Annotated in this window: 19 protein-coding genes; 7 read left to right on the top strand and 12 right to left on the bottom strand. The window is 51.4% G+C overall.

Annotated elements, in window-relative coordinates; genetic code table 11:
* Nucleotides 1-294 precede the first annotated feature (294 nt).
* A complete protein-coding gene (locus PXG97_RS07385) occupies nt 295-1,197 on the bottom strand; it encodes a mechanosensitive ion channel family protein (RefSeq protein WP_276497109.1) in 903 nt (300 codons plus the stop codon).
* Between the two features lie 222 nt (nt 1,198-1,419).
* On the opposite strand from PXG97_RS07385, the gene PXG97_RS07380 reads away from it, so the two are divergent.
* Nucleotides 1,420-1,791 (top strand): hypothetical protein, encoded by a 372-nt coding sequence (locus tag PXG97_RS07380; protein ID WP_276497108.1) that lies wholly within the window; start codon nt 1,420-1,422, stop codon nt 1,789-1,791.
* Nucleotides 1,792-1,850: 59 nt separating this feature from the next.
* Here PXG97_RS07380 and PXG97_RS07375 read toward each other — a convergent pair whose 3' ends face one another.
* Together PXG97_RS07375 and PXG97_RS07370 are read right to left on the bottom strand one after the other, a co-directional pair.
* Nucleotides 1,851-2,027: a hypothetical protein gene (locus PXG97_RS07375; protein ID WP_276497107.1), complete on the bottom strand. Its 177-nt coding sequence runs from the start codon at nt 2,025-2,027 to the stop codon at nt 1,851-1,853.
* Nucleotides 2,028-2,186: 159 nt separating this feature from the next.
* Nucleotides 2,187-2,591: a spore germination protein GerW family protein gene (locus PXG97_RS07370; RefSeq protein WP_276497106.1), complete on the bottom strand. Its 405-nt coding sequence runs from the start codon at nt 2,589-2,591 to the stop codon at nt 2,187-2,189.
* Between the two features lie 250 nt (nt 2,592-2,841).
* Between PXG97_RS07370 and PXG97_RS07365 the strand changes: the two genes are divergently transcribed.
* Nucleotides 2,842-3,603 carry a hypothetical protein gene (locus PXG97_RS07365; RefSeq protein WP_276497105.1) on the top strand — a complete coding sequence of 254 codons (762 nt, stop codon included), beginning with the start codon at nt 2,842-2,844 and terminating at the stop codon, nt 3,601-3,603.
* A 117-nt stretch (nt 3,604-3,720) separates the two neighbouring features.
* Here PXG97_RS07365 and PXG97_RS07360 read toward each other — a convergent pair whose 3' ends face one another.
* Complete coding sequence (locus PXG97_RS07360; protein ID WP_276497104.1) at nt 3,721-4,167, bottom strand: transposase; 447 nt, start codon at nt 4,165-4,167, stop codon at nt 3,721-3,723.
* Nucleotides 4,168-4,184: 17 nt separating this feature from the next.
* Nucleotides 4,185-4,310: a hypothetical protein gene (locus PXG97_RS07355; protein WP_276497103.1), complete on the bottom strand. Its 126-nt coding sequence runs from the start codon at nt 4,308-4,310 to the stop codon at nt 4,185-4,187.
* A gap of 272 nt (nt 4,311-4,582) precedes the next feature.
* Here PXG97_RS07355 and PXG97_RS07350 point away from each other — a divergent pair, with 272 nt between their 5' ends.
* From PXG97_RS07350 to hrpB (PXG97_RS07330), 5 genes are read left to right on the top strand one after another with little or no spacing between them, the layout of a single operon-like run.
* Nucleotides 4,583-5,644: a ComEC/Rec2 family competence protein gene (locus PXG97_RS07350; RefSeq protein ID WP_276497102.1), complete on the top strand. Its 1,062-nt coding sequence runs from the start codon at nt 4,583-4,585 to the stop codon at nt 5,642-5,644.
* A gap of 2 nt (nt 5,645-5,646) precedes the next feature.
* Nucleotides 5,647-6,786, top strand: coding sequence for a trypsin-like serine protease (locus PXG97_RS07345; protein WP_276497101.1), 1,140 nt, complete (start codon nt 5,647-5,649; stop codon nt 6,784-6,786).
* A 1-nt stretch (nt 6,787) separates the two neighbouring features.
* Nucleotides 6,788-7,258 (top strand): hypothetical protein, encoded by a 471-nt coding sequence (locus PXG97_RS07340; RefSeq protein ID WP_276497100.1) that lies wholly within the window; start codon nt 6,788-6,790, stop codon nt 7,256-7,258.
* Nucleotides 7,251-9,386 (top strand): P-loop NTPase family protein, encoded by a 2,136-nt coding sequence (locus PXG97_RS07335; RefSeq protein ID WP_276497099.1) that lies wholly within the window; start codon nt 7,251-7,253, stop codon nt 9,384-9,386. Before PXG97_RS07340 ends, PXG97_RS07335 begins: the two co-directional genes overlap by 8 nt.
* A gap of 37 nt (nt 9,387-9,423) precedes the next feature.
* Nucleotides 9,424-11,874, top strand: a complete 2,451-nt coding sequence (gene hrpB, locus PXG97_RS07330; RefSeq protein WP_276497098.1) for an ATP-dependent helicase HrpB — start codon at nt 9,424-9,426, stop codon at nt 11,872-11,874.
* A gap of 477 nt (nt 11,875-12,351) precedes the next feature.
* Here hrpB (PXG97_RS07330) and PXG97_RS07325 read toward each other — a convergent pair whose 3' ends face one another.
* The 7 genes from PXG97_RS07325 to gltB form a co-directional block, all read right to left on the bottom strand.
* The gene (locus PXG97_RS07325) at nt 12,352-12,570 is read right to left on the bottom strand and encodes a hypothetical protein (RefSeq protein WP_276497097.1); all 219 of its coding nucleotides are present in this window, start codon (nt 12,568-12,570) and stop codon (nt 12,352-12,354) included.
* Between the two features lie 252 nt (nt 12,571-12,822).
* On the bottom strand, nt 12,823-13,299 hold the full coding sequence (locus PXG97_RS07320; RefSeq protein ID WP_276497096.1) for a DinB family protein: 477 nt from the start codon (nt 13,297-13,299) through the stop codon (nt 12,823-12,825).
* 447 nt (nt 13,300-13,746) lie between these two features.
* Nucleotides 13,747-14,211 carry a COG2426 family protein gene (locus PXG97_RS07315; protein WP_276497095.1) on the bottom strand — a complete coding sequence of 155 codons (465 nt, stop codon included), beginning with the start codon at nt 14,209-14,211 and terminating at the stop codon, nt 13,747-13,749.
* Nucleotides 14,212-14,806: 595 nt separating this feature from the next.
* Nucleotides 14,807-16,261 carry an alanine/glycine:cation symporter family protein gene (locus tag PXG97_RS07310; RefSeq protein WP_276497094.1) on the bottom strand — a complete coding sequence of 485 codons (1,455 nt, stop codon included), beginning with the start codon at nt 16,259-16,261 and terminating at the stop codon, nt 14,807-14,809.
* A gap of 455 nt (nt 16,262-16,716) precedes the next feature.
* Complete coding sequence (gene hrpB, locus PXG97_RS07305) at nt 16,717-19,251, bottom strand: ATP-dependent helicase HrpB (protein WP_276497093.1); 2,535 nt, start codon at nt 19,249-19,251, stop codon at nt 16,717-16,719.
* Between the two features lie 225 nt (nt 19,252-19,476).
* A complete protein-coding gene (locus PXG97_RS07300; protein ID WP_276497092.1) occupies nt 19,477-20,889 on the bottom strand; it encodes a glutamate synthase subunit beta in 1,413 nt (470 codons plus the stop codon).
* A complete protein-coding gene (gltB, locus tag PXG97_RS07295) occupies nt 20,889-25,415 on the bottom strand; it encodes a glutamate synthase large subunit (protein WP_276497091.1) in 4,527 nt (1,508 codons plus the stop codon). Before gltB ends, PXG97_RS07300 begins: the two co-directional genes overlap by 1 nt.
* Nucleotides 25,416-25,782 lie beyond the last annotated feature (367 nt).

Below are 25,782 nucleotides of genomic sequence, written 5' to 3'. Positions count from 1 at the left end.
CCTTTGGCTGGTGCCCGCTTTTTGCGCGCAACGTTGCTTGTGCTGAAGGTATAGCCAGTCGGAAAAAACTGGCGCGAGCTGCAGGCCCGCGCCAGTGGATGCCAGGTTATAGGTAAATCCGGCGTGTGATGTTAAGGCTGTGCCGGCGTATGTTCAGTTACTTTTCCTGTAGGCCAGAGAAATGAGTTTTAGCCGGGAGTAGGAGCAGCTGCTAGTTAAAATACATGCCGATTCTCCTCACTTGTTTCATTTCCTTTTTCTTCTTTGCCACTGGCGGCCTACAGTACCCTGAACTTACTCCTGCACCGGCTTTTCCACCATACGGATGGGCAGGTCTTGCTGGTAATCGTAAAGCTTGAGCTCCTGTATGTTAGCCGGAAGCCCGAAGCCGTTATCCAACAGGGCCTTTGTGACAGCCTGCATGATGCGGCCTTTCAGCAACACAACCCCTTTTTTGTAATCATCGGTTTCGGCCCAGAAAAATACCTTGATGTTCAACGTGCTCACGCCGAGTTCGTCAACGGTGGCGTAGGGCGGGTCTTCCCGTAAAACGCCTTCAACGCCCAAAGCTGTCTTTTCAATCAGGTCGATGGCCTCCTGAGCATCGTTGTTGTAATCAAGGCCTACTATAAAATCCATCCGGATGCGGCCGTTATGGGTCAGGTTGGTTACTTTGGAACTCAGGATCTTGGCATTCGGGATGTACACGTCGCGGCTGTCGAAGGTGAGGATGTGGGTGGTGCGCAGGTGCAGGTTTTGCACTTTCCCGGTCGTGTCTTCTACCTCTATGGTGTCGTTTATCTCGAAAGGGCGGTTAAAGGCAAGGATAAGGCCAGCCAGAAAGTTCTCGGCAATGTCCTTGAAGGCAAACCCGATCACAAAAGCAGATAAGCCTGCACTTGCCAGCAAGCCACCGGCCACGCCACTCAGGCCCAGCGCCTGCAAGCCCAGCAACAGGCCGATAAAGATAATGACCCACCGCGTAACCAGTGCGATGTACCTGCCGGTGATCTCATCGTGCGCTTTAGTCGTTAGCCTGCCCTCCAGCCAGTTCCTGATCTTCCCAGCCAGCCACACCGCCACAACAAAAATAACGATGGTAAGCAGAATGTTGGGGAGCAGGAACAGGAACTTCTCCCAGTAGTAGTTAAGGACCGTAAACAGATCAGTTGAAGAGTTGCGGATTTCTTCTTGCATATACCCGTTCTTTAGTGTTGCATGCAGGTACTACTGGGCCCTACAACTCAGTGGGTTTTGCTCGTGCCGCCGTACCTGTTGTCTCTAAACGATAGGCGGGTATTACAGTTGCAGGAGCTAGGCTGCGCCAGCGGGCGGTGCCGGTTATACCTAAGATTGAGCCAGAGAATTTATATTTTGCGGCACGGTTAACGTAAAGCTACTAAAGCATATCACAGAATTATGAATCTGACAGTAGGATGTAAAGTAGAGTGGACAGAGTCGGTGTACACGCCCTATGTGGCAGGGGAGACATCAGACTTTATCGGGGAGCGGACGATAACGGGCAGGATAACGGCAGAAGGGTACGCCAAGAAAACGAACTATCATTTCTTCACAATCCACGTGTATGGGGCGGAAGGGGTGAATGCGCATGAGATAGAAGCGAACAGCAAGATCGTGCGGCGGGGAGTAGTGCTTTACCCGAAGTGCAGGATACTCTCTACCCCAGCCAACTACGAGGAGCTGGTAAAGGAAAAGGCAGAGCGGAAGGAAAACAGCAGCCCCGTGTGCTATGCCCAGTCAAAAGAACTGCGGGAAGGCTTTGAAGATTGACCTAAAGCGATGATTTAGAAGGCATAAAAAAGCCCCTGCTTGAACAGGGGCTTCATGGTTTAACGTATCGGTACAGCTACTAACTCCCGCTCGAAGTATACCAGGTCCTTCTGCGAAGGATGATCTTTTACAGTACAGTAATAGATGCGTTTCAGGTATTGGCGAATGGTTAATACCAGATCCGGATTCACTTTTGCGAACACATCGGATCCAATGGGAAATTTATTCTCGGTCATACTATAGTGTACGGCTTTAGGGGGAATAGCAACGGATTACAGTAGTTTATATTCCAAAAGGTGCTAACGGGTGAGATCAGCAGCGGGGGCACAAAAGACTGCGCAGCGTCTGAATGCCCCGCGAGTGTCTATGGCGACATAGCGACAGCCACCGAACCCCTACTTCTTCAGTAGCTTAACCAGCTTCTTGTTTTTAAAGATACTGACAATGCTCTTGGTGGTCAGCAACAAGGCCAGGCTACCGATGGCTACTATTTTTACCACTGTTTGAGGGTCGCGTATAGTGCGAAACCGGGTAGTTCCGTCTTTGATTTCGATATAGCCTACCGGCGTTAAATGCATGCCACCGCCGCCGCCATAACCTTCTCCTTTTTTCTCTGTGCCACTACCTGCACCGCCCCCAAACCCATACGCAGCTTTTGCAACAGGAATAACCGTAACGCCATCCCGTTCCACCGGCTCACCATAAATAGTAGCGCTATTGGCTGCTGTGCCCAATCTTTCGGCCAGCCTTTCCACAAGGCTGCGTTCAGCAGCGCCAACCGACGTTTTATTCTCCTCCATATGCAGGTGTTTAATTTGGTTTAAACTGGAATATAATAGGTACGAAGGCCTGGTGCTGAAGTTAACGCATAACGGGACTGCACCCTAGGAAAGGAAGTATAGGCTGCGCCAGAAAGTATAACTGCGCGGAGAGGAAAAGGCACGAACTATAAGCTCGCGCCAGCTGGCAAAAACGGCAGTCTGGCATTGGGAGGGAAAGCAACTTCAGGGGCAAAGTTTTGGTACAAGTATAAACTGTTGCTGCTGTACTATGAAGAGCTACAACCTGTTCTTTCTCCTGTTGCTATTTGTTGGTAGTACTTCTACCGTATTGGCGCAGGAACAGGAAGAAGAGGAGCAGGGCTTCCATCAGCTTATCCAGGAGTTTTTGTTTTCAGAGGCAGTGTATCTGCAGGAGCGCCGTGAAGTGCAGGCAACCTTAAGTTATTACAGGACGGAGGCTGACATACAGGTGGGTAATTCGCTGAGCCTGGACCTGGAATATGGCCTAAGGGATTGGATACAGCTTTCGACGGAGTTAGAAAATAACCTTTTGCGAGGCTCTGACAGAGATTACACCTTGCGTCGCCTGGAATCGGGCATCATGATCCGAATTTTTAATTCTCCCCAACAGGCGGCCACGTTTGCCCTGGATGTAGAGTTTCCGCTTAACAAACCTGATACAGAAATAGCAGGAGCCGAAGAAGATGCCTTGTCTTATTCACCTGCATTGATCTATGCCCGGCAGTTTGGCCAAACACAACTGCACCTGAGTGGTGGCACGGAACTACAGGCAGGCGAAGCCAACTGGTTCTACAATGCGGCAGCCGTATATGGAGCCGGGTGCTGGCACCCGCTGCTGGAAGTAGCAGGCACCTACCAGGAAAAAGCAGACTGGTATGTGGGTACTGGTATTGACATCAACCATTTGAGTGGCTGGGAATTTATTGCAGGTGTACGTCGCAGTTTAAACCATCCCGACTGGGATGCTTCGGTCAGGGTGTTGTATGAGTTTACACTTGGCAAGGACTAACACTTGCGGTACTAGTTTCCTAGTTAATAGCTTATGGTAGCAATCGAATGTTGCTGGCCGTAGGTCATCAGTCCCCGCTGGCCCTACGCTGGCGCGAGCCTGCAGCCCGTGACTCCATTACGCCAGATCAATCTCCAGCATACCCTTGCCGCCACTAAAGTCTATCGCGCTGCTATACTTCCAATGGTGCGGCTCCGACACAAAGCCTGCTTCCACAGGGTTGTTGTGGATGTAGTCAATCTTCTGGTCTTTCACAGCAGCGCTCCATAGTTCGATAGGCTTGTTGTGCTGCTGCCAGAAAGCCGGTGCTTTACGTTGCTGTTCTTCGGGCCGGCCCGCTCCATCAGCCAGAGCTTCCACTCTTTCCGGCTCTCCTGGTTGTGCTCGGCAATACTTAGTTCCCCTTGGGGGTAGAGGCCCTCGATGAAGAAGGGGGTAGGGGGATGTTATTTGCTTGGAAGTATACGTTTTCAGCTCCTTCAGCAGCACGCCCGGGTTGTTGCCGTTGGCCCGGAAGAGAAGGTGCACGTGGCTAGGCATGATGCACCAGGTATAGAGCTCCATACCTTTGTTCTTCCGGCTTAATCCAGGCTATCGGTAAGCAGGGCAAAGTACTCCTCCCGTGTAAACACGTCTATCCAGTACACCACCGCAAAACTGACAAAGTATAGCCCTTCCTGGTTATGAAATTTATACTTCCTGCTCATGTTCCTGCTTATACTTAGAACTGATGCGTACAGGTTTTGGTATTATTACGCTAGTGATATTCAATGCCGGGTTATTCTATGCTAGTGCGAGTTTGTAGCACGTTCTGTTACTCGTGCTGAAGGTATAGCTGCGTGGAAAAGAAAAGGCACGAGCTGTAAGTTAGCGTCAAAGGGAGAAGATTTATAAAAGTAAAAACTGTATATTCAAAAATCAAAATATTATATTCGCTCGATCAATTGAACGCAAAAAACTAGTAATCTAATCATACCTATTGAAAACACAGCTTAAACTGCTTAAAGCATATCATGGTGACTGCATTCTGATTAAAACCTTTGATAGCTCTGGCAATGACTTTACAATCCTTATTGATGGAGGGACTGCTTCAACTTTTGACTATAGTTTAAGAAATGAGTTAAAACTTATTTCGAAAATTGATTTGCTCATTTTAACTCATATTGATTCAGATCATATCGCAGGTTTAATTAGGTTTTTCAAAAATTCTTTATTCGAAAAAATCAAGATCAATAATTATTGGATTAATGGAGCGAACTTATTTAAAATTTCTAGTGGGGAAAAAATAAGCTATAACCAAGGTAAATCTATTGAACAGCTCATTATCGATAATAAGGTAAATCAATCTACGATATTTTCTTTTGTTACAAATGAATTTTCTCCCTCCTTACCTAGTGGAATAGAAATAGAAGTTCTGTCACCTACTACTGCAATTCTTAATTCTCTATATACAGAGTGGCATACACTATCAAAAAGACTTGACACTACAAGTGTTAAAATTAAAGCATCTACTGGAACATCTTCTCAGATACCTAGAGGTGATTTAAAAGACCTTGCAAAAGAAGGTTTTAAGCCTTCTAAAAGCATAGAGAAAGATTTGTTTAATGCTTCATCCATAGCATTTATTCTTAAAACTCCTGATATGTCTTTCCTATTATTAGGAGATGCAAGACCTGAAGTGATACTGAAATCATTAAAAGATAAGGGCTACACAAAAGAAAATAAGTTATCAGTTGATTTTGTGAAAGTATCCCACCATGGAAGTATTAATAATACAAGTTGTGATTTATTAGATATAATTGAGTGTGAAAAATATGGGATATCAACTAATGGAGGAAATGCAAATCATAAACATCCTGATAGGGAGGTGATTGCTAGAATATTATTTCACCCTGAAAGAGATGAAGAAATTGAAAGATTAATTTACTTCAACTATCCTTTAAAAGATATCCAAAGTAAGAGTGGACTGTTAATTAATGACCATGACTTAAGCGTGGGGAACTGGAAATTCATTGATTCTATCACCGAAGTACCTTTATAGATATGCCAAGGAGAATTCAGCAATGTTGTGCTAGAACGTCTATCAAAATTTCTGATGATGAATATGCAAATCAAGGCAGTGGAGTAATAGTTTTAGATAGTGGATGTTTCTTTTTGATTACTGCTCATCATTGTGTTTTCGGAGAAGATAATGAGTACTGTGATATAACTGTAGATAATATTTGTGTAGAGATACAAAACGGTTATACAAGTGAATTTAGTAGAGTCAAGGTACTTGAAATTGTCAAGTTCTGTGATAATAATGATTGGGTTTTATTAAAAATTGAGGACCCATGTATTGAAGATTGCAGTTTTCTTGAAATTTATAGAGGAAAGAACTTCGTTGAAGAAGAACAAGTACATTTTTGTGGGTACCAAAACAAAAATCCTAATGAATATAGGCCTTGGAAGGCTAAAGTATTGACAATCTCTAAAAGCAAAGACCAGTTCAAAATAACCCTAGAAGATAAAACCTTTGATCAGGGTGGGGAAGAAGGTGTTTTACTAGCAAAAGGTTTGTCAGGTAGTGGAGTGTTTATTCTTAGAGGCAAAGAACTTTACCTGATTGGGATTCTAAAAAGTGTAGTAGGTGATAAAGCTTTGAATGATGATCTAGATTGTTGTTCAATAACAAATTTGTTGGATAGCTTAACTGACGATTATAAAAATTTAAGTGATCTAAATCTTTTAGAGCAATATGTAAAAGAAGTGGATCAAGCTAAGTCTGAAGAAGATGTTGAGAGATGGTCCGAGAATAATGTTGAGGATTTCGAGAATTTAATAAGAAAACATAGAGTACTCTACTCTGAAAAAAAAGCTGTTGAATTTACAAGTGATAGAATATTAGAATTCCTTTGTCAAAATGCTATTCTTGATAATATTAGAAAAGACAATGGTGACCTATTAGCTAAGTATGAAAGGACAGCAGTAACATTTGAAAAACGTGTCAAACAGGCTTATACACGTAACGTAACAGATAGAGATTTAGCTAAAGACTTGCTAGGAAAATTAGAATCAGATTTCGCTCTATTCATCAAGGATATTTTCAAAGATGACAGTAATTACTTAAATACAGAACTAGCGCGACATAAAGTTACTGAATGGTTAATGAATTGCTCATTTGATTTTCAAGAAGAAGAATAAAATGATAGAGGTAAAGTTGCAAGGTAAACCAATACCTGTACCGTTGATTTACCAACCAATATATAAACTTGTAGTTCTTCTAGCGATCTTAAGATACGGTACCAGTAAACCATACAAGGCACCACTACTTAGTCTACACGTATTTATGTGGGGGTTAAGATCAGAAGAGAACTACAAAGTAGTTAGTAGTATTGCTAATAAATCTAGGGACACTCTTGCTCCTTGGACCTTTGAGCCAGGATTAGATAAGACAATTATTCTTGGGGTAGTAAACAATTATTGTACTAGAGAAATTGTTTCAAAAAATTTAGAAATCAAGCTTACTAGGGCAGGAGAAGACTTTTTAAGACAGGTTGAAGAAATTGGTGTTTTCGAAGATGACATCAACAAATTAAAATCTCTGGGTATCATACCCAAATCTATTATAACCAAAGCGAGCACAAACTGGGCCTTAAATTATAAAGATGTTTAGACTAAACAGACTTAGATTAGAAATAAAAACTATTGAACAACCAAATGTAGACTCAGTATTTGGTTTCGATATACCATTTGAAAATGGTCTTAATATTGTTGCGGGGCATAACTCAAAAGGGAAAACTACTATCAGTTCGTGTATTTACTTTGGGTTAGGAATGGAAGAACTACTTGGGGGGCAAAATGATAAAGCTTTAGATAAATCACTAAAGTCCTCATTCAATATTTTTAATCCAAACGCACCAACTAAAAAAGTCAATACTTATACTATCTTAACATCAAAGGTTTTATTAGAAGTATCAAATTCAATTGGTAACACCGTCACAATTCAAAGATTTATTAATCAAGGTCCTAAGGATCAAGCGGATGAGGACAAATCAAAATTTGCTACAATTTTCGATAGCCCTCTTTCTAGTATATCCTCTTTAACTAAAACAAAAACATTATACCTAAGGGCACGAAACAATAATGAGAATGAATACGGTTTTTACAACTGGCTTGCTGAGTTTATTGGTCTAAATCTTCCCACCGTTACTAATTTGTCTAAAAAAAACGGCTATAGTCCACTTTATCTCCAAACAATTTTTCCTTCCTTGTTTATTGAGCAAACTAAAGGTTGGTCTGACTTTTTTGCAACAACACCTTATTTTGGGATACCAAAAGTTAAAGAAAAGGTAGTAGAATTTATCCTAGCTCTCAATGAATTAGAAGTATCGACCGAAAAAGATAAAATAACAAAAGAAAAGAAAGATTTAGAATCTGCTTGGAAATCAATATATAGTAAGATTGAACTTTTGGCTGCAGAGAGCGATGGTATATTAAAGGATATACCAGTTGCAATCACAGAAGATAAAAAATCTTTATCTATAAGTAATGTTTTGATACAAGAAGGTAAAGATAGCTTGCCTGTACCATTGGGAATTTTGATTGAACAAAAGAACACACTATTGAACTCCTTAAGAGTATTACCAATACTTAAGGTGGGCGATAATAAAATGCATCTGAAAGAAAAGATTGAAGAAAAAAAGAAAGAATATAAAGCCCTTCTGAATAAACTGAGAGAGTTTGACATAAAATTTGATTTGCAAAAGAATCAATTACAAACTCTTGAAAGACACGAAAAGGATATCCTTAAAGAGCTCTCGAAACATAAAGGAATTCAAAAAATATTTAATCAATCTCTTGTTAAGGAGGAGGTTTATAATCGATGTCCTACTTGTACCCAAGATGTATCAGTAGATTTGATGTCTACAAATAATATTCATATCGAAAAACTTAGTTTAGATGAGAATGTAGCATACCTTGAAGGACAGAGAAAACTCATACAAAGTTCTTTAGAATCACTAAGTAAGGTTGTAAAAGAGAAAGAAATACTTAGGAAGTATTATATAATACAACAAAGAGATTTAGAAGACGAAATTAAAGTAATTTCGAATGAGCTTATTGCTGATGACAGAGAGTTCTCAGAATTTGACGCCTTAAGTAGGGTTCGTCTTGAAAAACAGATAAGTGATTACACATATTTGAATTCTAAATTTATACAATATGTTAGCTCATTAGGAGAATTAGCGGATAGATTCTTCAACCTACTTCAAGACGAGGAAAAACTTGAAAGAAATTATGAAGAAGATAAAGCAAAATTAGATCGTTTTGAAAAGACTTATAAGAATAAGTATCTCAGAAAGTTTAAGTATGATAGTAACCCTCTTTGGAATATTTCAATTCAATTAAAAGATCCTTTTAGATATTTTCCTGTCTATAAATTTCATCAAGACGATAATCAACCTCAGTCAATTAGGGTCAACTCTTCTGCCTCCGATTTTGTAAGAAACTTATGGGCATATTCTATAGCCTTATTACAAGAAGGGGATAACCATCCAGGCCTAGTGATATTTGATGAACCAGGCCAGCATAGAATTGATAGCGAAAGTCTCAAGGCTCTATTTGAATCTTCAGCAGAAATTCGTGATAAACAAATTATTATTTTTACATCTGTTGATAAACAATTATCAGATGATGATAAAATTGATCTTACTATTTTACTCAAAGATTTAGTTGAAGAACAAGATTATTTCATTTATAAGCTTGATGAAGTAGGGAAAAGTATACATTTGCTTGAAAATTAATAATTTATCAATTAGATATTATTAAACTTTTACCCCCTTGCCCTTCAACCCATTTACCATAGACTTACCCGTTCGGGGAATTATACCTGCTGTTAGGGAGCACCTGGCGGCGCAGAATACGCTGATTGTAAACGCACCTCCCGGAGCCGGTAAAAGCACCTTGCTGCCGCTGGCTATACTCGATGAAGTATGGCTGAAAGATCAGAAAATTATAATGCTGGAGCCCCGGCGCCTGGCGGCCAAAACCATTGCCGAGCGCCTGGCGCAGCTGCTGGGCGAGGAGGTAGGTCAGACTGTCGGCTACCGCATCCGTTTTGAGAACCGCACCTCCGCTGCTACCCGCATCGAGGTCGTAACAGAAGGCATCCTCACCCGCATGATCCACAGCGACCGCTCGCTGACGGGCATCGGCATCGTGATCTTCGATGAGTTTCATGAGCGCAGCATCCATGCCGACGTGGCCATGGCTCTGAGCCGGGAGGCGCAACAGGCGCTTCGCCCGGACCTGCGCATTATGGTGATGTCGGCCACCCTGGATATGCCCCAGCTCACCAAACTGCTGCAGGCCCCGGTGGCCCAAAGTATGGGGCGGCAATACCCCATCAACACCATTTACACCGGCGACGCCGACGACCGCATGCTGCCCGAAATGACGGCCAAAGTGGTGCAGCAGGCAGCAAAGGAGCAGGAAGGCGATATCCTCGTGTTCCTGCCCGGCGAAAACGACATCCGGAAAGTAGAGATCATACTGCGCAAGCAAATGCGCGGCGTGCAGATACACCCGCTGTTCGGCATGCTGCCCTTCGGCAAGCAGTACGCCGCCATCATGCCCGACCGCCAGGGCAGGCGCAAAGTGGTACTCGCTACAAGTATAGCCGAGACCAGCTTAACCATAGAAGGCATTTCGGTGGTGGTGGATACAGGCTTTGGCAAAACCTCTCGCTTCGATCCGAAGTCAGGTTTGTCGCGCCTCGAAACAGTGCGCATCTCCAAAGACGCCGCCGACCAGCGCGCCGGTCGCGCCGGACGCTTGGGCCCCGGCACCGCTTACCGCATGTGGAGCAAAACCACGCAGGAGCGCATGGCCCCGCACCGCACCCCCGAGATCATGGAAGCAGACCTGGCAAACCTGGTGCTGGACATGGCGCAATGGGGCATTACGGATATCCGGGGCCTGACCTGGCTGAACCCGCCGCCACGTGCCGCCCTGCAATCGGCCACCGACATGCTGCACCAGCTGCAGGCGCTGGAGCATGGCCGCATCACGGAGCACGGCAAGCGCATGCACACGCTGCCTTGCCACCCGCGTATCGCGCACATGCTGCTCAAAGCCGAAGAAACAGAACAGGTGCCGCTGGCAAGTGATATTGCCGCCGTCCTGGAAGAGCGCGACCCGCTGGACCGCAACGCCGGCATCGACATTAACTTGAGAGTGGAAGCCCTGCGCAGGTATAGAAAAGAGCAGGGGCAGGGCAAGCGCTTTACCAGAATCGAGAAGATCGCCCGTTCGTACCGCCAGCTGTTCGAGGTGGAGCCTGATAACGGCACTTTCGATGAGTACGAAACCGGTGTGCTGCTGGCGCATTGCTACCCCGAGCGCATCGCCTACGCCCGCCCCGGCAACAACGCGCAGTTCCAGTTGGCCAGTGGCCAATATGCGGCTGCCGGTCATAGAGATGATTTGGCTCACGAGCCCTGGCTGGCTATCGCGCACCTGCACGCCGGCACCGGCGATAACCCCGGCCGCATTTTCCTGGCCTCACCGCTCAACCCCCGCGACCTGGCACCGCTCGTAAAGCAGCAGGAAACGTATACGTGGGACGTGAACGACGGCGAACTCACCGCCTCGCTGGACACCTGCATCGGAAGTATAGTTTTGCAAAGCAAGCCGCTACCACCACCCGACGAGAAGCACCGCGTACCCGCCATGTCCGAAGCCATCAAAGTGGAAGGCGAGCACCTGCTGGACTTCAACCACGAGCTTACCCAATGGCAAAACCGTGTGATGAGCCTCCGCAAATGGCGCCCCTCCGAGTTCTGGCCCGACGTGAGCACCAGTACCCTGCTCATGACCAACTGCGATTGGCTAAAGCCCTACCTGTACGACATCGAGCACCCCGACGAGCTGATGGAGCTGGAACTGTTGCCAATACTGGAAAAGAAGTACCTGAACGAAGAGCAGCGGGCAAGGCTGGAGGTACTGGCTCCGGCAAGTATAAATCTGCCGGATAGCTCACCTATAGAACTGGAGTATAAACCCGACGGCGCACAGCCAACACTGGAGATACGCCTGCAGGATATACTTGGCTGGGAGGAAAGCCCCAAGGTAGACGAAGGCGAGATGACGGTGGAGCTGGCCTTGCTTACCCCGGACCTGAAGTCGATCACCACGGTGTCGGACCTGGCGAGTTTCTGGAAAGGCAACTACCGCGTCATCAAACGGCAGCTGGAGGTGGTGTTCCCGGAGGTGAAGTGGGAGAGAGATTAGGAGTTTGAGAGTTAGAGAATTTAGGAGTTAGAGAGTTACTTAGACCTCGCAGCGTCCGGAGGTCCTGCGAGTGTCTGGGTGGAATAGCGTAGCTACGTAGCAAGCCCTAGACGCTCGCGGGGCTTGGAGACGCCGCGAGGTCTTTTTTGTCTAAGGCGGGATTTCAGGGCTTTGGTGACCAGTAGGATCGCTGTATGTCCGGTATCAGTTGCCCTCAACTCCTCAGCGTTACGCTCACTAGCCTCGAAATCCCCATCTCGGTAGTGCCAACGTGGGGGGAGGAGGCCCAGGTACTGATGCCCCTCAGGAGTAGCAACTCTTAAAAGCAAAAGGGGCCGCTCATCTTTTGGGCGTAGAACAACTTGCGGGAGAGGCAGCTTTGGATAGCTTATCCCTCACCCTGTGCAAAAAGAAAAGTGCCAGGGAAACGGACTGTTTCCCTGGCACTTCTTTACATTATTTATTCTGGTTCTGGAATTACTGCTGGTCTTCCTGCGGATCTACCGTTTCCGTTTCAGTTGTAACGGTTGTATCCACATCACGAACAGTACGCTCTACTTCCAGCTCCGAAACTGTTGTGTCGGTGTCGATCACTGTACCGTCTCCTTCTCCTGCTGTAGTGCCATCATTGCCACCACAAGCATAAAATCCAAAAGATGTAAATACAACGGCACCTGCTAAAAATAACTTTTTCATTATCGTAACTTTTTAGTTTAAAATTGATGAAGCGCTTTATTCCTATTGAAATGCGCATGAACTATTAGTATAGTATACTTGGCTTACGAGGTAATAGATTGTTAATGTTTCAATTTACCTTTTTCAGCCTCAGGGCCTATATACTTAAAGGCGGGGTTTTTTGTTCCTTATTTTATACTTGAGGCGGCTTTTCCCCGGTTAAGTCGGGCCTATATTGCTGGCCACAAAGCGTGCATTGCTGTCGCAGCAGTGTTACTGCCAGTCTCCCAGCAACCTCCTGAGCACCACCACCTCACCTGTATGATAGGCGTTATGCTCGGCCACCAGCAGTGCCTCGCGCAGCAGGGTTTGCCCGTTGCCCTGCGGAATAGGCCGGTATAAGTCGCTGGTTGACGTCTGAACCAGCTGTATCATTTCATCCCGGTGTGCCTGAATGGCGGCCACGCTCTTATCCACGGCGGCCTGGTTGGCAGGCGCTTTTTCCGAAGGCCAGTAATCGTCGGGCCAGTTGGGCTCTTTGTAATCCGGGTCACGGATAAAGTCCAGGATGTCCTGCAGCGTGAACCGCATGTGCTCCAGCAACTGCCAAATAGTATACGGTAGGCCGTCTACTGTTTTGCCTGCCACTTCGGCTGTTATTCCCTGCAGCAGTACCTCCAGAGGTTGGTAGGCCTGGCCACCCTGAAGCAGCTTTACCAGGTGCTCGCGTAGTGCATCGTTGTTCTCCATAAGCGGAAGGTTTTGATTTATCCCATTTAACGCAGAAAAGGCGGAATGGTAAAAGGGTGGAGCGGCACCGGCTGCATTTTGTGCTGCATAGCATCTGCACGTGTTATGAGGCGGCCACACTAGCTAGTCTAAAGCTCCCGTCTTTGCCGGCGCGCACCAACGGAAAGCGATCAGTGGCCCGGCTGTTTGGGTTATTCTTAACAGGCAGAAGTAGGAGTGGTAAGCCGGCTAGCATCCTTGGACCTCATATACTTTAACCCGGTTACTCCCACTGCAGGTATCGCCAAAGCTGATAGGTGATAGGTCGTAACTGCCTCCCGATTGGGCTGACTCGAAGGGTGAGAGCAACCAGACGGAGGCGTGGGAGGTGTTCGTCTGAGGGTGATAAGCCAAAAGCCCCCACAACTCCAGAGCTGTGGGGGCTTTTGAAAAGACTTGCTATACTTCTTAGAGTTTCTCGATGCCAAGAAGGCCCAGGTAGGTGCTGGCACCTACAAGTATGGAGGACACCACCACGCCGATCGTAATAGCCGCAAAGGCCCGCTTGCGCTCTATCTTAAAGATCTCTGCCGCGATAGCGCCCATATAAGCGCCCGTACCCGGAAGCGGTATCATCACGAATACCATCAGGCCCCAAAAGCCATACTTGTCTACGTTGCGGCCCACCATTTTCTTGGCCCTTTTGCAGAAGTACACCACGCCCCGCTTGTAGGCGCGGAGCGGCCAGAAGCGCTTGCTGAATTTGTCCACGAGCCACAGGAACATGGGGTATACCAGGATATTGCCCACAATGCCCACCAGAATAGCCCACACCAGGTGAACGTTGTTCAGGATTGCATAGGGAATACCAGCCCGTGCCTCCCCGAAAGGAGAAATGCTAAGTAAAAAAGTATGGATGAGTGTCTCCAACATAAACTATTTCAAAATAACCCGCCTAAATCCCCTATACTTAGGGGCAGGGACGGGTAAGATACCTTTTGCCCTACAAACCAACCCGTTATAGTCGTCGGTGCTACACAGAGGCTTAACAGGACCTTAACGATAAAAATTCAAATCTCGCATAAGTGAAGCAAAGTCTCTTTGCCGTTGTGCACTTACTCCATTTTAAACCACCATTTTAGTAAAAAAACAAGCTGCCGGGTGTCTGCTACACGCGCTGTGCCGGAGGGCTGTTATGTACTCCCGCAAAACCAGGATCTTGCTTCTGGTTTCTTTAAGGTGATTTTTTAGAAGCCCCGCCGCAGTGGCTGTAAAAGGTTAGCCTACTGATTCATACGAGCCCCGTAAATGTTGTAATTGCACTTTGTCTGGATTTTGTGACATGCAAACAACGACTTTGCCAGTGCTGCGCCATTTTGGGTGCAAATATAGGGAGCAGCGGCACTAAAAGTGCACGTTGGCAGAAGTATAACGTAAAATTTACCGCCCTCAGGCTGTGGCCTAAAAAGAAGCGGGGGCACCTGCTGGTGCCCCCGCCATACGTTGTCGTGCTGTTTACAAGCTGCTGTTACACGGCCTGCAGCTCTTTTTCTTCCTGAGCGGCTGTATCCCAGTACTCCGCATTTTCGATGCCGAGCTTACGCGGGGTGAACACCGGGTCGAGGCCGGCTTTGCGCTGTTCCTGGTAATCCCTCAGGGCACGCAGGGCAGGCTTCCGCAGCAACAGGATCGCCACCACGTTCAGCCAGGCCATCACACCCACACCCACATCGCCCAGCATCCAGGCAGACTCAGCCGTTTTAATGGAGCCGTAGAAGGTAGAGACGAGTATGAGCAGGCGCAGCGCCCAAATGGCCCAGGGGTTGCCCTTCCGGTTCAGGTAGCTCAGGTTGGTTTCGGCGATATAGTAGTAGGCCATAATGGTGGTAAAGGCAAAGAAGAACAGCGATACGGCAATAAAGCCGCTGCCCAGTGCCGGAAAGTGTGTGTTTACGGCCGATTGCGTATACTCCGGCCCAAACGGCACCCCCGGCAGGTTCTCCACAATAAAGCCGCCTTCCGGGCTAACCACGTTGTACTGCCCGGTAAACAGGATCATGAAGGCTGTGGCGGTGCAGACAAAGAGCGTATCTACATAAACGGAGAAGGCCTGTACCAGGCCCTGCTTGGCGGGGTGGCTCACGGCGGCAGCGGCGGCGGCGTGTGGTGCCGTGCCCTGTCCGGCCTCGTTGGAGTAGATGCCGCGCTTCACGCCCCACGAGATGGCCATGCCAAACACGCCCGCAAAGGCTGGCTCCACATCGAAGGCAGAGCGGATGATCAGGCTAAGTATGGCTGGCACCTCTGCCAGGTTCATAAAGATGATCACCACCGACATCAGGATGTAGGCAGCCGCCATAAACGGCACCACCACCTGGGCTACCTTGCCAATGCGCTTTACGCCACCAATGATGATGAGGCCCAGCAGGATAGTTACCAGGCCACCCGTGTACATGGGCTCTACCTGGAAGGCATTGCTGACACCGGAGGCGATGCTGTTGCTCTGCACGCCTGGCAGGAGGACAGCCATGCTGATGATGGTGGCCACGGCAAATACCACCGCGTACCATTTTACGCCCAGCCCCTTCTCGATGTAGTAGGCGGGGCCGCCCCGGTACTGCCCGTCCTTCACCTGCTTGTAAATCTGGCCCAGGGTTGCTTCCACAAAGGCAGAGGCGCTGCCCAGAAAGGCAATGGCCCACATCCAGAAAACGGCGCCCGGGCCGCCCATGGCAATGGCCGTGGCCACACCGGCGATGTTACCCGTTCCTACCCGCCCCGCAATGGCTACGGTAAAAGCCTGAAACGAGCTGATGCCCTTCTGCGACGACTGCCCGTTGAACAGCAGGCGCAGCATTTCGCGGAGATAGCGGATCTGTAAAAACTTGGTGACAAAGGAGAAATAGACCCCTGCCCCCAGGCAAAGTATAATCAGGGCGTTGCTCCAGACAATGTCGTTAATAAAACTGATGATGTTTTCCATGGTGATTCAGGCAGAGAATTGTAGGTTATAGTTTCGTTAGTTTTACCCGCTTTTGACAGGACGTAAGTATTCGGCAGCTTAAATTAAGGCTTTTTTATCAGAAATGCTGGAAAAGCTGCGGAAGCAGGCGAAAAGGAAAGTAAGAGCTGATGTGTAGAGCTTAAGCCTGAGAGGGAAAGGGAAGTGATGAGCAGAATATACCTGAAGAGATTCTGGCAAATGATACCGAAGGCATAAATATCAAGGGATAGCTGTTTATTTTTAAATCTCCCCCGTCCGTATCCGACTGCCATACAGTAGAAATAAATCGATTTCCTCCTGTCGTATAAGCTGTTGCCACTTTCCTGCAAGGAGCTAGCAGGAAAGTGGCAAACCTGATAGTGCTTAAAAATCCTCCCGAAGCAGGTAATCACACTTTCTAGGGGATACGCTATGAATAGACCGGTGTTTATACGTTACCCCGGCCTTTTCTTGGTTCCCCGGGTCGGCGGGGCGGCGAGCGGATCGTCGGGCCAGTGGTGTTTGGGGTAGCGGCCGCGCAGGTCTTTGCGCACCTCAAAGTAACCGTTGCTCCAGAAGCTGCGCAGGTCCTGCGTTACCTGCACGGGGCGCGAGGCAGGGGAGAGCAGGTGTAGGAGCAGGGGCACTTTGCCGCCACCGATGCGCGGGGTGTCCAGCAGGCCGAACACCTCCTGCAGGCGCACGGCCAGCACGGGGGCTGCTACATCCGCGTAATCCAGCGCGATGCGCGAGCCGCTGGGTACCTGCAGGTGCGACGGGGCCAGCCGGTCCATTTCCTGCCGTTGCTCCCAGCTCAGGTCCGAAAGCAGTATCTCCCCTAAATCCAGCCGGGCCACCTGGTCCAGGGAGCGGAGGCCGTACAGGTGCGGTGCCAGCCACAGGCCCATACTTTCTGCCAGCGCAGTATCCGACACGTCCGGCCAGTTTTCCGGAGCCAGGGCGTGCAGGAAAGCCAGGCGCTGCCGTATACTTACCGCCTCTTTAGACCAGGGCAGGCGGTCAATGCCTTTCTCCTGCAGTGCCTGCAGCAGTGCTTCCGATACTTGCTCCGGATTCGGTTTGGCGATAGCAGCTTCTTCCAGCACCAGCGCTCCCAGTTTGGTTATCTTTCGGGCTATTACCTGTTGCGTGCTCTCATTCCATAGCACTTCTTCCAGCGTCTCCAGTTGCTCCTCAAAGTGCTCCAGCAGGTCAGTTTTAGCCAATGGGGCAGCCAGAAGTACGCGCGGTTGTTTACCCAGGTCCAGGTGCGCCACGGCATAATAAGCTGCCTCCCCAAACAGCTCGGTAGGCAAGTTGGCCCGTTGCCCGGTTACCAGCCGCACTTTTCCCGAGGCCTCGCGCTGGGCCAGTCTGTCGGGGTAGGCGAGGGCGGTCAGGAGGCCGGCCAGCTCCGGGTTTATACTTGTGCCGGTTTCGCGGAGGCGTTGCCGCAGGTTTTGCGCCTGCTCCTTCACCCGGCGCAGGGCGTTCTCATCCAGCACAAAGCCAGGCGTGTGCGGGCGTTTGCCGGCCAGCAGCTCCAGGCGCAGGTGCAGGTCGGGCAGGCCCTCGCCCCACGAGAGCTGCACAGGCTTCAGCAGGTCGCGCTCTGAAAGTATGGCCGCCAGGGCGCAGGCAGTGGCGCCGTAGCCCAGCTCGTGCCCACGCATTACCAGGTGGCCCAGCCGCGGGTGCATGCCTAGCGAGGCAAGCGCTTTGCCGTGTGGCGTAGGGTTGCCGGCCTGGTCTATGGCTTGCAGGCGCAGGAGCAGGTCTTTGGCCAGCGACAAGGCAGCGGCGGGAGGCGTATCGAGCCACTGCAGGTCCGAAGCATTTTTCACCCCCCACAAGGCCAGCTCCAGCATCAGGCCCGACAGGTCCGCATCGAATAGCTCCGGGGCCTGCCGCTCCGGCAGCTGCAGTTGATCGGCAGCAGACCACAGGCGGTAACACACCCCCGGGCCCAACCTACCGGCACGGCCGCGGCGCTGGTCGGCCCCTGCCTTCGATACCGGCACCGTGTCCAGCGTGGTAAGGCCGGTGCGGGGAACGAACTTCGGCACGCGCGCAAAGCCGCCGTCCACCACAATCCGGACACCCTCTATGGTTAAGCTGGTCTCGGCGATACTAGTGGCCAACACTACTTTCCTGTTTTTATGGGGCGATGGCTGGATGGCAGCCACCTGTTTGGAGAGCGGCAGGTCGCCGTGCAGCAGGTGCAGCTCTACATTATCCGGCAGCCTTCCTTCCAGCTGCAGCGCCACCTTCCGGATCTCGCCCATGCCTGGCAGAAAGGTAAGGATATCCCCCTCCGCTTCCCGGGTAAGTGCGGTGCGGATGGCTTTGGGCACCAGTTCTGCCAGCCGTTGTGCGGGATAATTGCCGGCAGCAGCCACGTCGGCAGGGGAGAGGTAATGCGTTTCCACCGGGTACATGCGGCCTTCGCTGCGCACCACCGGGGCCTCCAGCCATTTGCCTATGGCGGCGGCATCAAGGGTGGCACTCATCACGAGCAGGCGCAGGTCGGGGCGCAGTACGGCCTGCGCATCCAGCGCCAGGGCCAGCCCCAGGTCTGCCTGCAGGTTGCGCTCGTGGTACTCATCAAAAATAATGGCGGCGATACCCTCCAGCGCCGGGTCCTCTTGTATGATGCGCGTCAGGATGCCTTCGGTAACCACCTCTACCCTGGTTTTAGAGGATACCTTATGATCCATCCTGACCCAGTAGCCCACGGTTTGGCCTACGGGCTCGCCGAGCAGGTCGGCCATGCGCTCGGCGGCGGCGCGGGTGGCCAGCCGGCGGGGCTCCAGCACTAGTATCTTGCCATCATTGCGCCAGCCAGCCTCCAGCAGCGCCAGGGGCACCAGCGTGGTTTTCCCGGCTCCCGGGGGCGCTTCCAGCACGGCACGGTTGTGGCTGCCCAAGGCATCCAGTAGCCGTGGCAGCGCTTCTTTTACAGGTAAATCGGGTAAGGTGATCTCAGGCATCGTAGCCCAAATTTCGGGATTGTTTTTGAGATTCGGGTAGCGTTCTTCCTAAATCATGGGGCTGTTATGGTTAAGCCTGGGGCGTAGAAGGCATCCGATAAAGCTACCTGGAGACAAGGCGCTATCACTTGGGTTGGCCGGAAGAACAGCAGGCGCTAAAGATCCTCTCTATACTTTATAAAGAGAAGGCCTTTAGCGCCTGCTGTGATATCCCAGGGGAGGGGGCTATTTTTCCACCAGGTACTGGTCTATCGCCCGGGCGGCCTTGCGCCCGTCTGCAATAGCCCATACTACCAGGGATTGGCCCCGGTAGGCGTCGCCGGCGGCAAAAATGCCCGGTATGTTGGTCTGCCAGTCCTGCAGCTTAAAGTTGCCGCGCGGGTCTGTCTCAAACGCAAAGCTGGCGCTAAAGGCATCGTGCTGGGGGCGTTCGTAGCCTATGGCGATAAGCGCCAGGTCGCAGGGCAGTGTCTGCTCGCTTCCCGGCTTCTCGATGTACTCCCGGCTGTTTTTCCACTCCAGCTCCACTACTTTCAGTCCCTTTACAAAGCCGTTCTCATCGGCAATGAATTCTTTGGTGAGCCAGCCCCAGCTGCGTTCGCAGCCCTCTTCATGCGAGCTGGACGCCGTGAAAGTCATCGGGGTTTCCGGCCACGGGTTGTCAGGGGAGCGCACCGTGGACGGCATCTGGCGGTACTGCAGCTGTGAGATGGACCGGGCAAACTGGCGGTTAGCCGTGCCTACGCAGTCGGAGCCGGTGTCGCCGCCGCCAATAACCAGCACGTGCTTGTCGGTGGCGACAATGTCCTCCCCGGCAGGTATACTTTCGCCTGCCACCCGCCGGTTGTGCCGCGTCAGGTAGTCCATGGCAAAGTGAATGCCTTTCAGGTGATTGCCCGGGATGCCCAACACGCGCGGTTTGCTGGAGCCGATGGTCAGCAGCACGGCGTCATACTTGCGGTGCAGCTTCTTGAGGGTCGTGTCCCTGCCGATCTCCTTGCTCAGGTGGAAATGAATGCCATCCGCCTCTAGTATGGTCAGGCGCCGGTCTATGGTCCACTTCTCCAGCTTAAAGTCAGGTATGCCATAGCGTAGCAAGCCCCCTGCTTTGTCGTCCTTCTCGTACACGTGCACCTCGTGGCCCGCCTGGTTCAGTTGGGCAGCGGCTGCCAGACCGGCAGGCCCGGAGCCAACAATTGCCACCCGCTTCCCGGTTCGGTGCGCCGGTGGCTGTGGTTTTACCAGGCCCAGTTCAAACGACTTCTCTGCAATGGTTTTCTCGACGTGCTCAATGGTTACCGCCGGTTTGTTAATAGAAAGCACGCAGCTCGACTCGCAGGGAGCGGGGCAGATGCGGCCGGTAAACTCCGGAAAGTTGTTGGTGCTGTACAGTATCTGCGCTGCGCGCTCCCACTCGCCATCATGCACCGCGTCGTTGAAGTCGGGTATCAGGTTGCCAAGCGGGCAGCCGTTGTGGCAGAAAGGTACGCCACAGTCCATGCAGCGTGCTGCCTGTTGCTTTGTTTTTTCATCCGGAAAGGGGGTATAAATCTCGTTGGAGTCGTTGATGCGTTCTTTCGGGTCGCGTGCTGCTGGCAGCTCGCGGTCATAAATCAAAAATCCGTCTGCTTTTCCCATCAGGCTGTTATTTTAAGGTTTTCACTTTCTTGTTGTTGCAGCGCCTTTTTCAGGTCGTGCGGCATGACCTTCTGGAAGAACTTCTGGTGCGCGTGCCATCCCTGCAGCAGCTCCAGCGCCTGGGTACTGCCGGTGTAGGCAGCATGCTCCTTCAGCTTTTGCTCGATCCAGGCAAGGTCGGCTTCGGTTGGCTGCTCCAGGGCCACCATCGCCAGGTTGCACTGTTCCGGGAAGGCGTTGGCAGGGTCATAGACGAAAGCCATGCCGCCGCTCATGCCTGCCGCGAAGTTTTTCCCCACGCTGCCCAGCACCAGCACCTTACCTCCCGTCATATACTCACAGCCATGGTCGCCGATGCCTTCCACCACCGCCTCGGCACCTGAGTTGCGCACGCAGAAGCGCTCGCCGGCCATGCCGTTTATGTAGGCGGTGCCGGAGGTGGCGCCATACAGGGCAACATTGCCGGTGATGATGTTCTCATGCGCCACATAAGAGGAGCCCTCGAAAGGCTGCAGGATCAGCTTGCCGCCGGACAGGCCTTTGCCCAGGTAGTCATTTGCCTCCCCGACCAGGTGGAACGTAAGGCCGGGGGCCAGGAAGCCGCCAAACGTCTGGCCGGCCGAACCGTGGAAGGTGGCGTAGAAGCTGTCCTCGGGCAAACCCTGTTTGCCATGCCGGGTGGACACCTCATAGGAAAGCATGGCTCCCACGGAGCGGTCCACGTTGATGATGCGGTACGGCTGGTCCGGCTTCTTGCCTTTATTGAGGTCGCGGATAAGCTTTCTGTCCAGCACGTGCTCGATGTCGTGTTCCTGGTGGATCTGGTTGTAGGTGCCCACATTGTTGGGGGCTGCCTCCTGGTGCAGGATAGGGTCGAAGCTCAGGTTCTTCAGTTTCCAGTGGTTCAGGTCGTTGCGCACCTTAAGTACCTGCGGCTGCCCCACCATCTCATTTATACTTCTGAAGCCAAGCGAGGCCATGATCTCACGCAGCTCCTCGGCCATAAACCGGAAGAGGTTGACCACATGCTCCGCCTCGCCGGTAAAGAGCTGGCGCAGCGCCGGGTTCTGCGTGGCAATGCCTACCGGGCAGGTGTTGAGGTGGCACTTGCGCATCATGATGCAGCCCTCGGCGATCAGCGCGGCCGTGGCTACGCCATACTCCTCAGCACCCAGCAAGGTAGCCACAGCCAGGTCGTAGCCTGTCATCAGCTTCCCGTCTGTCTGCAGCACCACACGGCTGCGCAGGTTATTCTTCACCAGGGTCTGGTGCGCCTCGGCCAAACCTATCTCCCAGGGCAGGCCGGTATGGCGGATGGAGCTCAGCGGACTGGCACCCGTACCCCCATCGGCACCGGAGATCATAATGGCGTCGGCCTTTGCCTTGGCCACGCCGGCGGCAATGGTGCCCACTCCCGCCTCCGCCACCAGCTTCACATTGATGCGGGCGTTCGGGTTAGCGTTTTTTAGGTCGTAGATCAGTTGCTTCAGGTCCTCGATAGAGTAAATGTCGTGGTGCGGAGGAGGCGATATGAGGCCAACGCCCGGTGTGGAGTGGCGCACGCGGGCAATCCAGTGGTCCACCTTATGGCCTGGCAGCTGGCCGCCCTCGCCGGGCTTTGCCCCCTGGGCTATCTTGATCTGTATCTCATCGGCGTTAGCCAGGTAGTGGCTCGTTACCCCAAAACGCCCCGAGGCTACCTGCTTGATGGCGGAGCGCTCAGAGTCGCCGTTCTCTTTTACAATGTAGCGGGCCTCGTCTTCGCCGCCCTCGCCGCTGTTGCTCTTGCCCCCGATGCGGTTCATGGCAATGGCCAGCGTGCTGTGCGCCTCATGCGAGAGGGAGCCGAAAGACATGGCCCCGGTGGCGAAGCGCTGCAGTATACTTTCCACAGGCTCTACCTCCTCCAGCGGCACCGGCTGGCGCTTCCGGAACTCGAACAGGTGGCGCAGGGTAATGGCCGACTGCTGGTGCTCGCGCAGGAGCCTGGTGTACTCCTTGTAGAGGCGGTAATCATTCAACTTGGTTGATTTCTGCAACAGGTGGATCACCTCCGGGCGCAACAGGTGCTCCTCACCAGTTTTTCTCCACTGGAAGAAACCACCAGTTTCCAGCAAGGGTTGCTCGCCCAGGTAGGCGGACTGGTGCTTGATCAGCGCCTCCTGCTCCAGGTCCTCGAAGTTCAGGCCCTCCAGGCGGCTGACCGTGCCTTTGAAGCATTTCTGGATCACCTCCTGCCCGAAACCAAGGCACTCAAATATCTGGGCGCCCTGGTAAGACTGCAGGGTGCTGATCCCCATTTTGGAAAGGATCTTCAGAAGGCCGTTTCCGACAGCATGTATGAAGTTGTCGGCGTAATAGGAGAATGGCTGCGTGGTGTCCAGCTTCTCCTGCTCCATCAGGTGCTGTATGGTATCATATACCATATAAGGGTACACACAGCTTGCCCCATAGCCAATGATGGTGGCAAAATGATGCGTCTCCCAGGCATCGCCGGCCTCTACCACCAGGCCGGTTTTTGTGCGGATGCGCTTGTGGATGAGGTGATGGTGTATGGCGCCCACGGCCAGCAGAGATGGTATGGCTGCACGCGTGGCTTCCACCGCGCGGTTCGAGATAATGAGTATCTTTTTTCCTGCTGCCACGGCTGCCTCGGCCTCGGCACAGATGTCGTTCAGGGCCTGCTGCAGCGCTCCTTTTTGGGTAGTAGGGAACGTGGCATTGATCGTATGGTGCGCAAAGCCCTCTGACTTCAGGTTAATGATCTTGTTGAAGTCGCTGTGGCTCAGAACGGGGTGGGAGATGTGCACCTGCCGGGTGTGGGCCGGTGTCTCATCCAGCACATTCAGCGATTCGCCGAGGCGGGTGAACAGGGACATCACCAGCCGCTCCCGGATGGGGTCGATCGGCGGGTTGCTTACCTGCGCGAAGTGCTGCTTAAAGTAGTTGGCCACATGCTGGCTCTGCCGCGACAGCACCGCCAGCGGGGCGTCCGAGCCCATACTTCCCAGAGGCTCTTTCCCGGAGGTAGCCATCGGCTGTACGATCAGCTTGAGGTCCTCTGAAGTATAGCCATAGGCTTTCTGCTTCAGGCGCAGCTCTTCCGGCGATACCGTGTGCAGGCAGAAGGAAGGATCGGGGCGCTGGTGCAGTTTGATACGGTTCTGCTGAATCCACTCAAAGTATGGCTTGTCGTTGCAAACCAGCCGCTTTATCTCGTCATCCTCATAGATTTTGTTTTCCTCCAGGTTTGCCAGCAGCATCTTGCCCGGCTGCAGGCGGCCACGGCGCACCACGTCTTTCGGGTTAACGGGCAGGGCGCCTGCCTCAGAGGCCATCACCAGCCTGCCCTGTTTGGTGAGGCAGAAGCGCACCGGGCGCAGGCCGTTCCGGTCCAGGGTGGCGCCGATCTGCTTGCCATCCGTAAAGAAGAGGGCGGCGGGGCCATCCCAGGGCTCCATCAGGGCGGCGTGGTACTTGTAGAACGCCTTCCGGTAAGGGTCCATGAACGGGTTGTCCTGCCAGGCCTCCGGCACCAGCATCATCATCACGTGGGGCAGGGGGCGCCCCGCCAGCGTCAGTAGCTCCACCATGGCGTCCAGGTTGGCCGAGTCGGAGTTGGCCGGGTTGGTGACAGGCAGCAGCCACTTCAGCTCCTCTTCCGTGAACAGCGGTGAGTGCATCAGCGCCTCTTTTGACTTCATTTTGGTGACGTTGCCCCGGATGGTGTTTATCTCGCCATTGTGCGCAATAAACCGGAATGGCTGGGCCAGCTTCCAGTTGGGGAAGGTGTTGGTGGAGAAGCGGGAGTGCACCACCGCCAGCGCCGACTTAAACTCCGGGTGCCGCAGGTCGTGGTAGTATTTTTCTACCTGGTCTGTTTTCAGCTGCCCTTTATAGATAATAGTACGGGACGAGAAGCTGGCGATGTAGAAGGTGCCGTTCTCGCCGCGCACGTTCTTGCTGATCTCGTGCGTGATCAGGCTTCGGAGCACGAACAGCTTCCGCTCCAGTTCATCCTCTTTTATACTTGCATCAGATGGCTGCACAAACACCTGCTCTATATAAGGCTCCACAGCTTTGGCCTCATGCCCCGGCACGCGCCCGTTTACCGGCACCAGTCGGTAGCCCAGCAGCGTAAAGCCCATCTTCCGGATGCATTGGTTTATCGTCTGCCTGCACTTGTCCCTCACCTCATAAACCGTCGGAAAAAACACCATGCCTACCCCGTACCCACCTTCCTTTGGCAGCTTGATGGCAAACTCGCCGAGTTGCTTCTTCAGGAAACTGTGGGGGAGCTGCACCAAAATGCCGGCGCCGTCTCCGGTTTCCGGGTCGCTGCCCGTGGCACCACGGTGCTCCATGTTCGTAAGCATGATCAGGGCGTCCTTCACGATGCCGTGCGACTTTTTCCCGTTCAGGTTTACGACACATCCAACACCACAAGCGTCGTGTTCGAACTCGGTTCTGTACAATCCATGGGGCAGGCTTTTTTGCTGGGTCATTACACGAAATCTATTAGTCATACATGGTTTTAAGGAGGAGAGAATTCATAAATTATAATTTAAATATTTACTATGCAAATTTTACGAATTGTAATTTTGTTAACATGCGAGATTTTAGGTTGTAAAACATTAATGAAAATGCTTAAAAATTGGTAAAGTTTGATCAAATCAAACGTTTGTTTAATGCGGTGATAGATGGATGTGAATTTGTGTCTTGTTGGTGACTCGTAAACCTCGAGGCAGGAGGTAGTAGTGGAGAGGCAATCTAGGAAAGTGAGTCGTTACTTAATGGTATTTGAAAAGTTATAAATCAGCCTGTGTTGTGGCGAAAATCCTGCTTTCAGTAGGACAGAGGAAGGCACGTGGGGGCGTAAGGAATTATGCTGCC

The sequence above is a fragment of the Pontibacter litorisediminis genome (assembly GCF_029360645.1).
GTDB classification, from domain to species: domain Bacteria; phylum Bacteroidota; class Bacteroidia; order Cytophagales; family Hymenobacteraceae; genus Pontibacter; species Pontibacter litorisediminis.
This window is presented reverse-complemented; position numbering and strand designations above follow the sequence as displayed.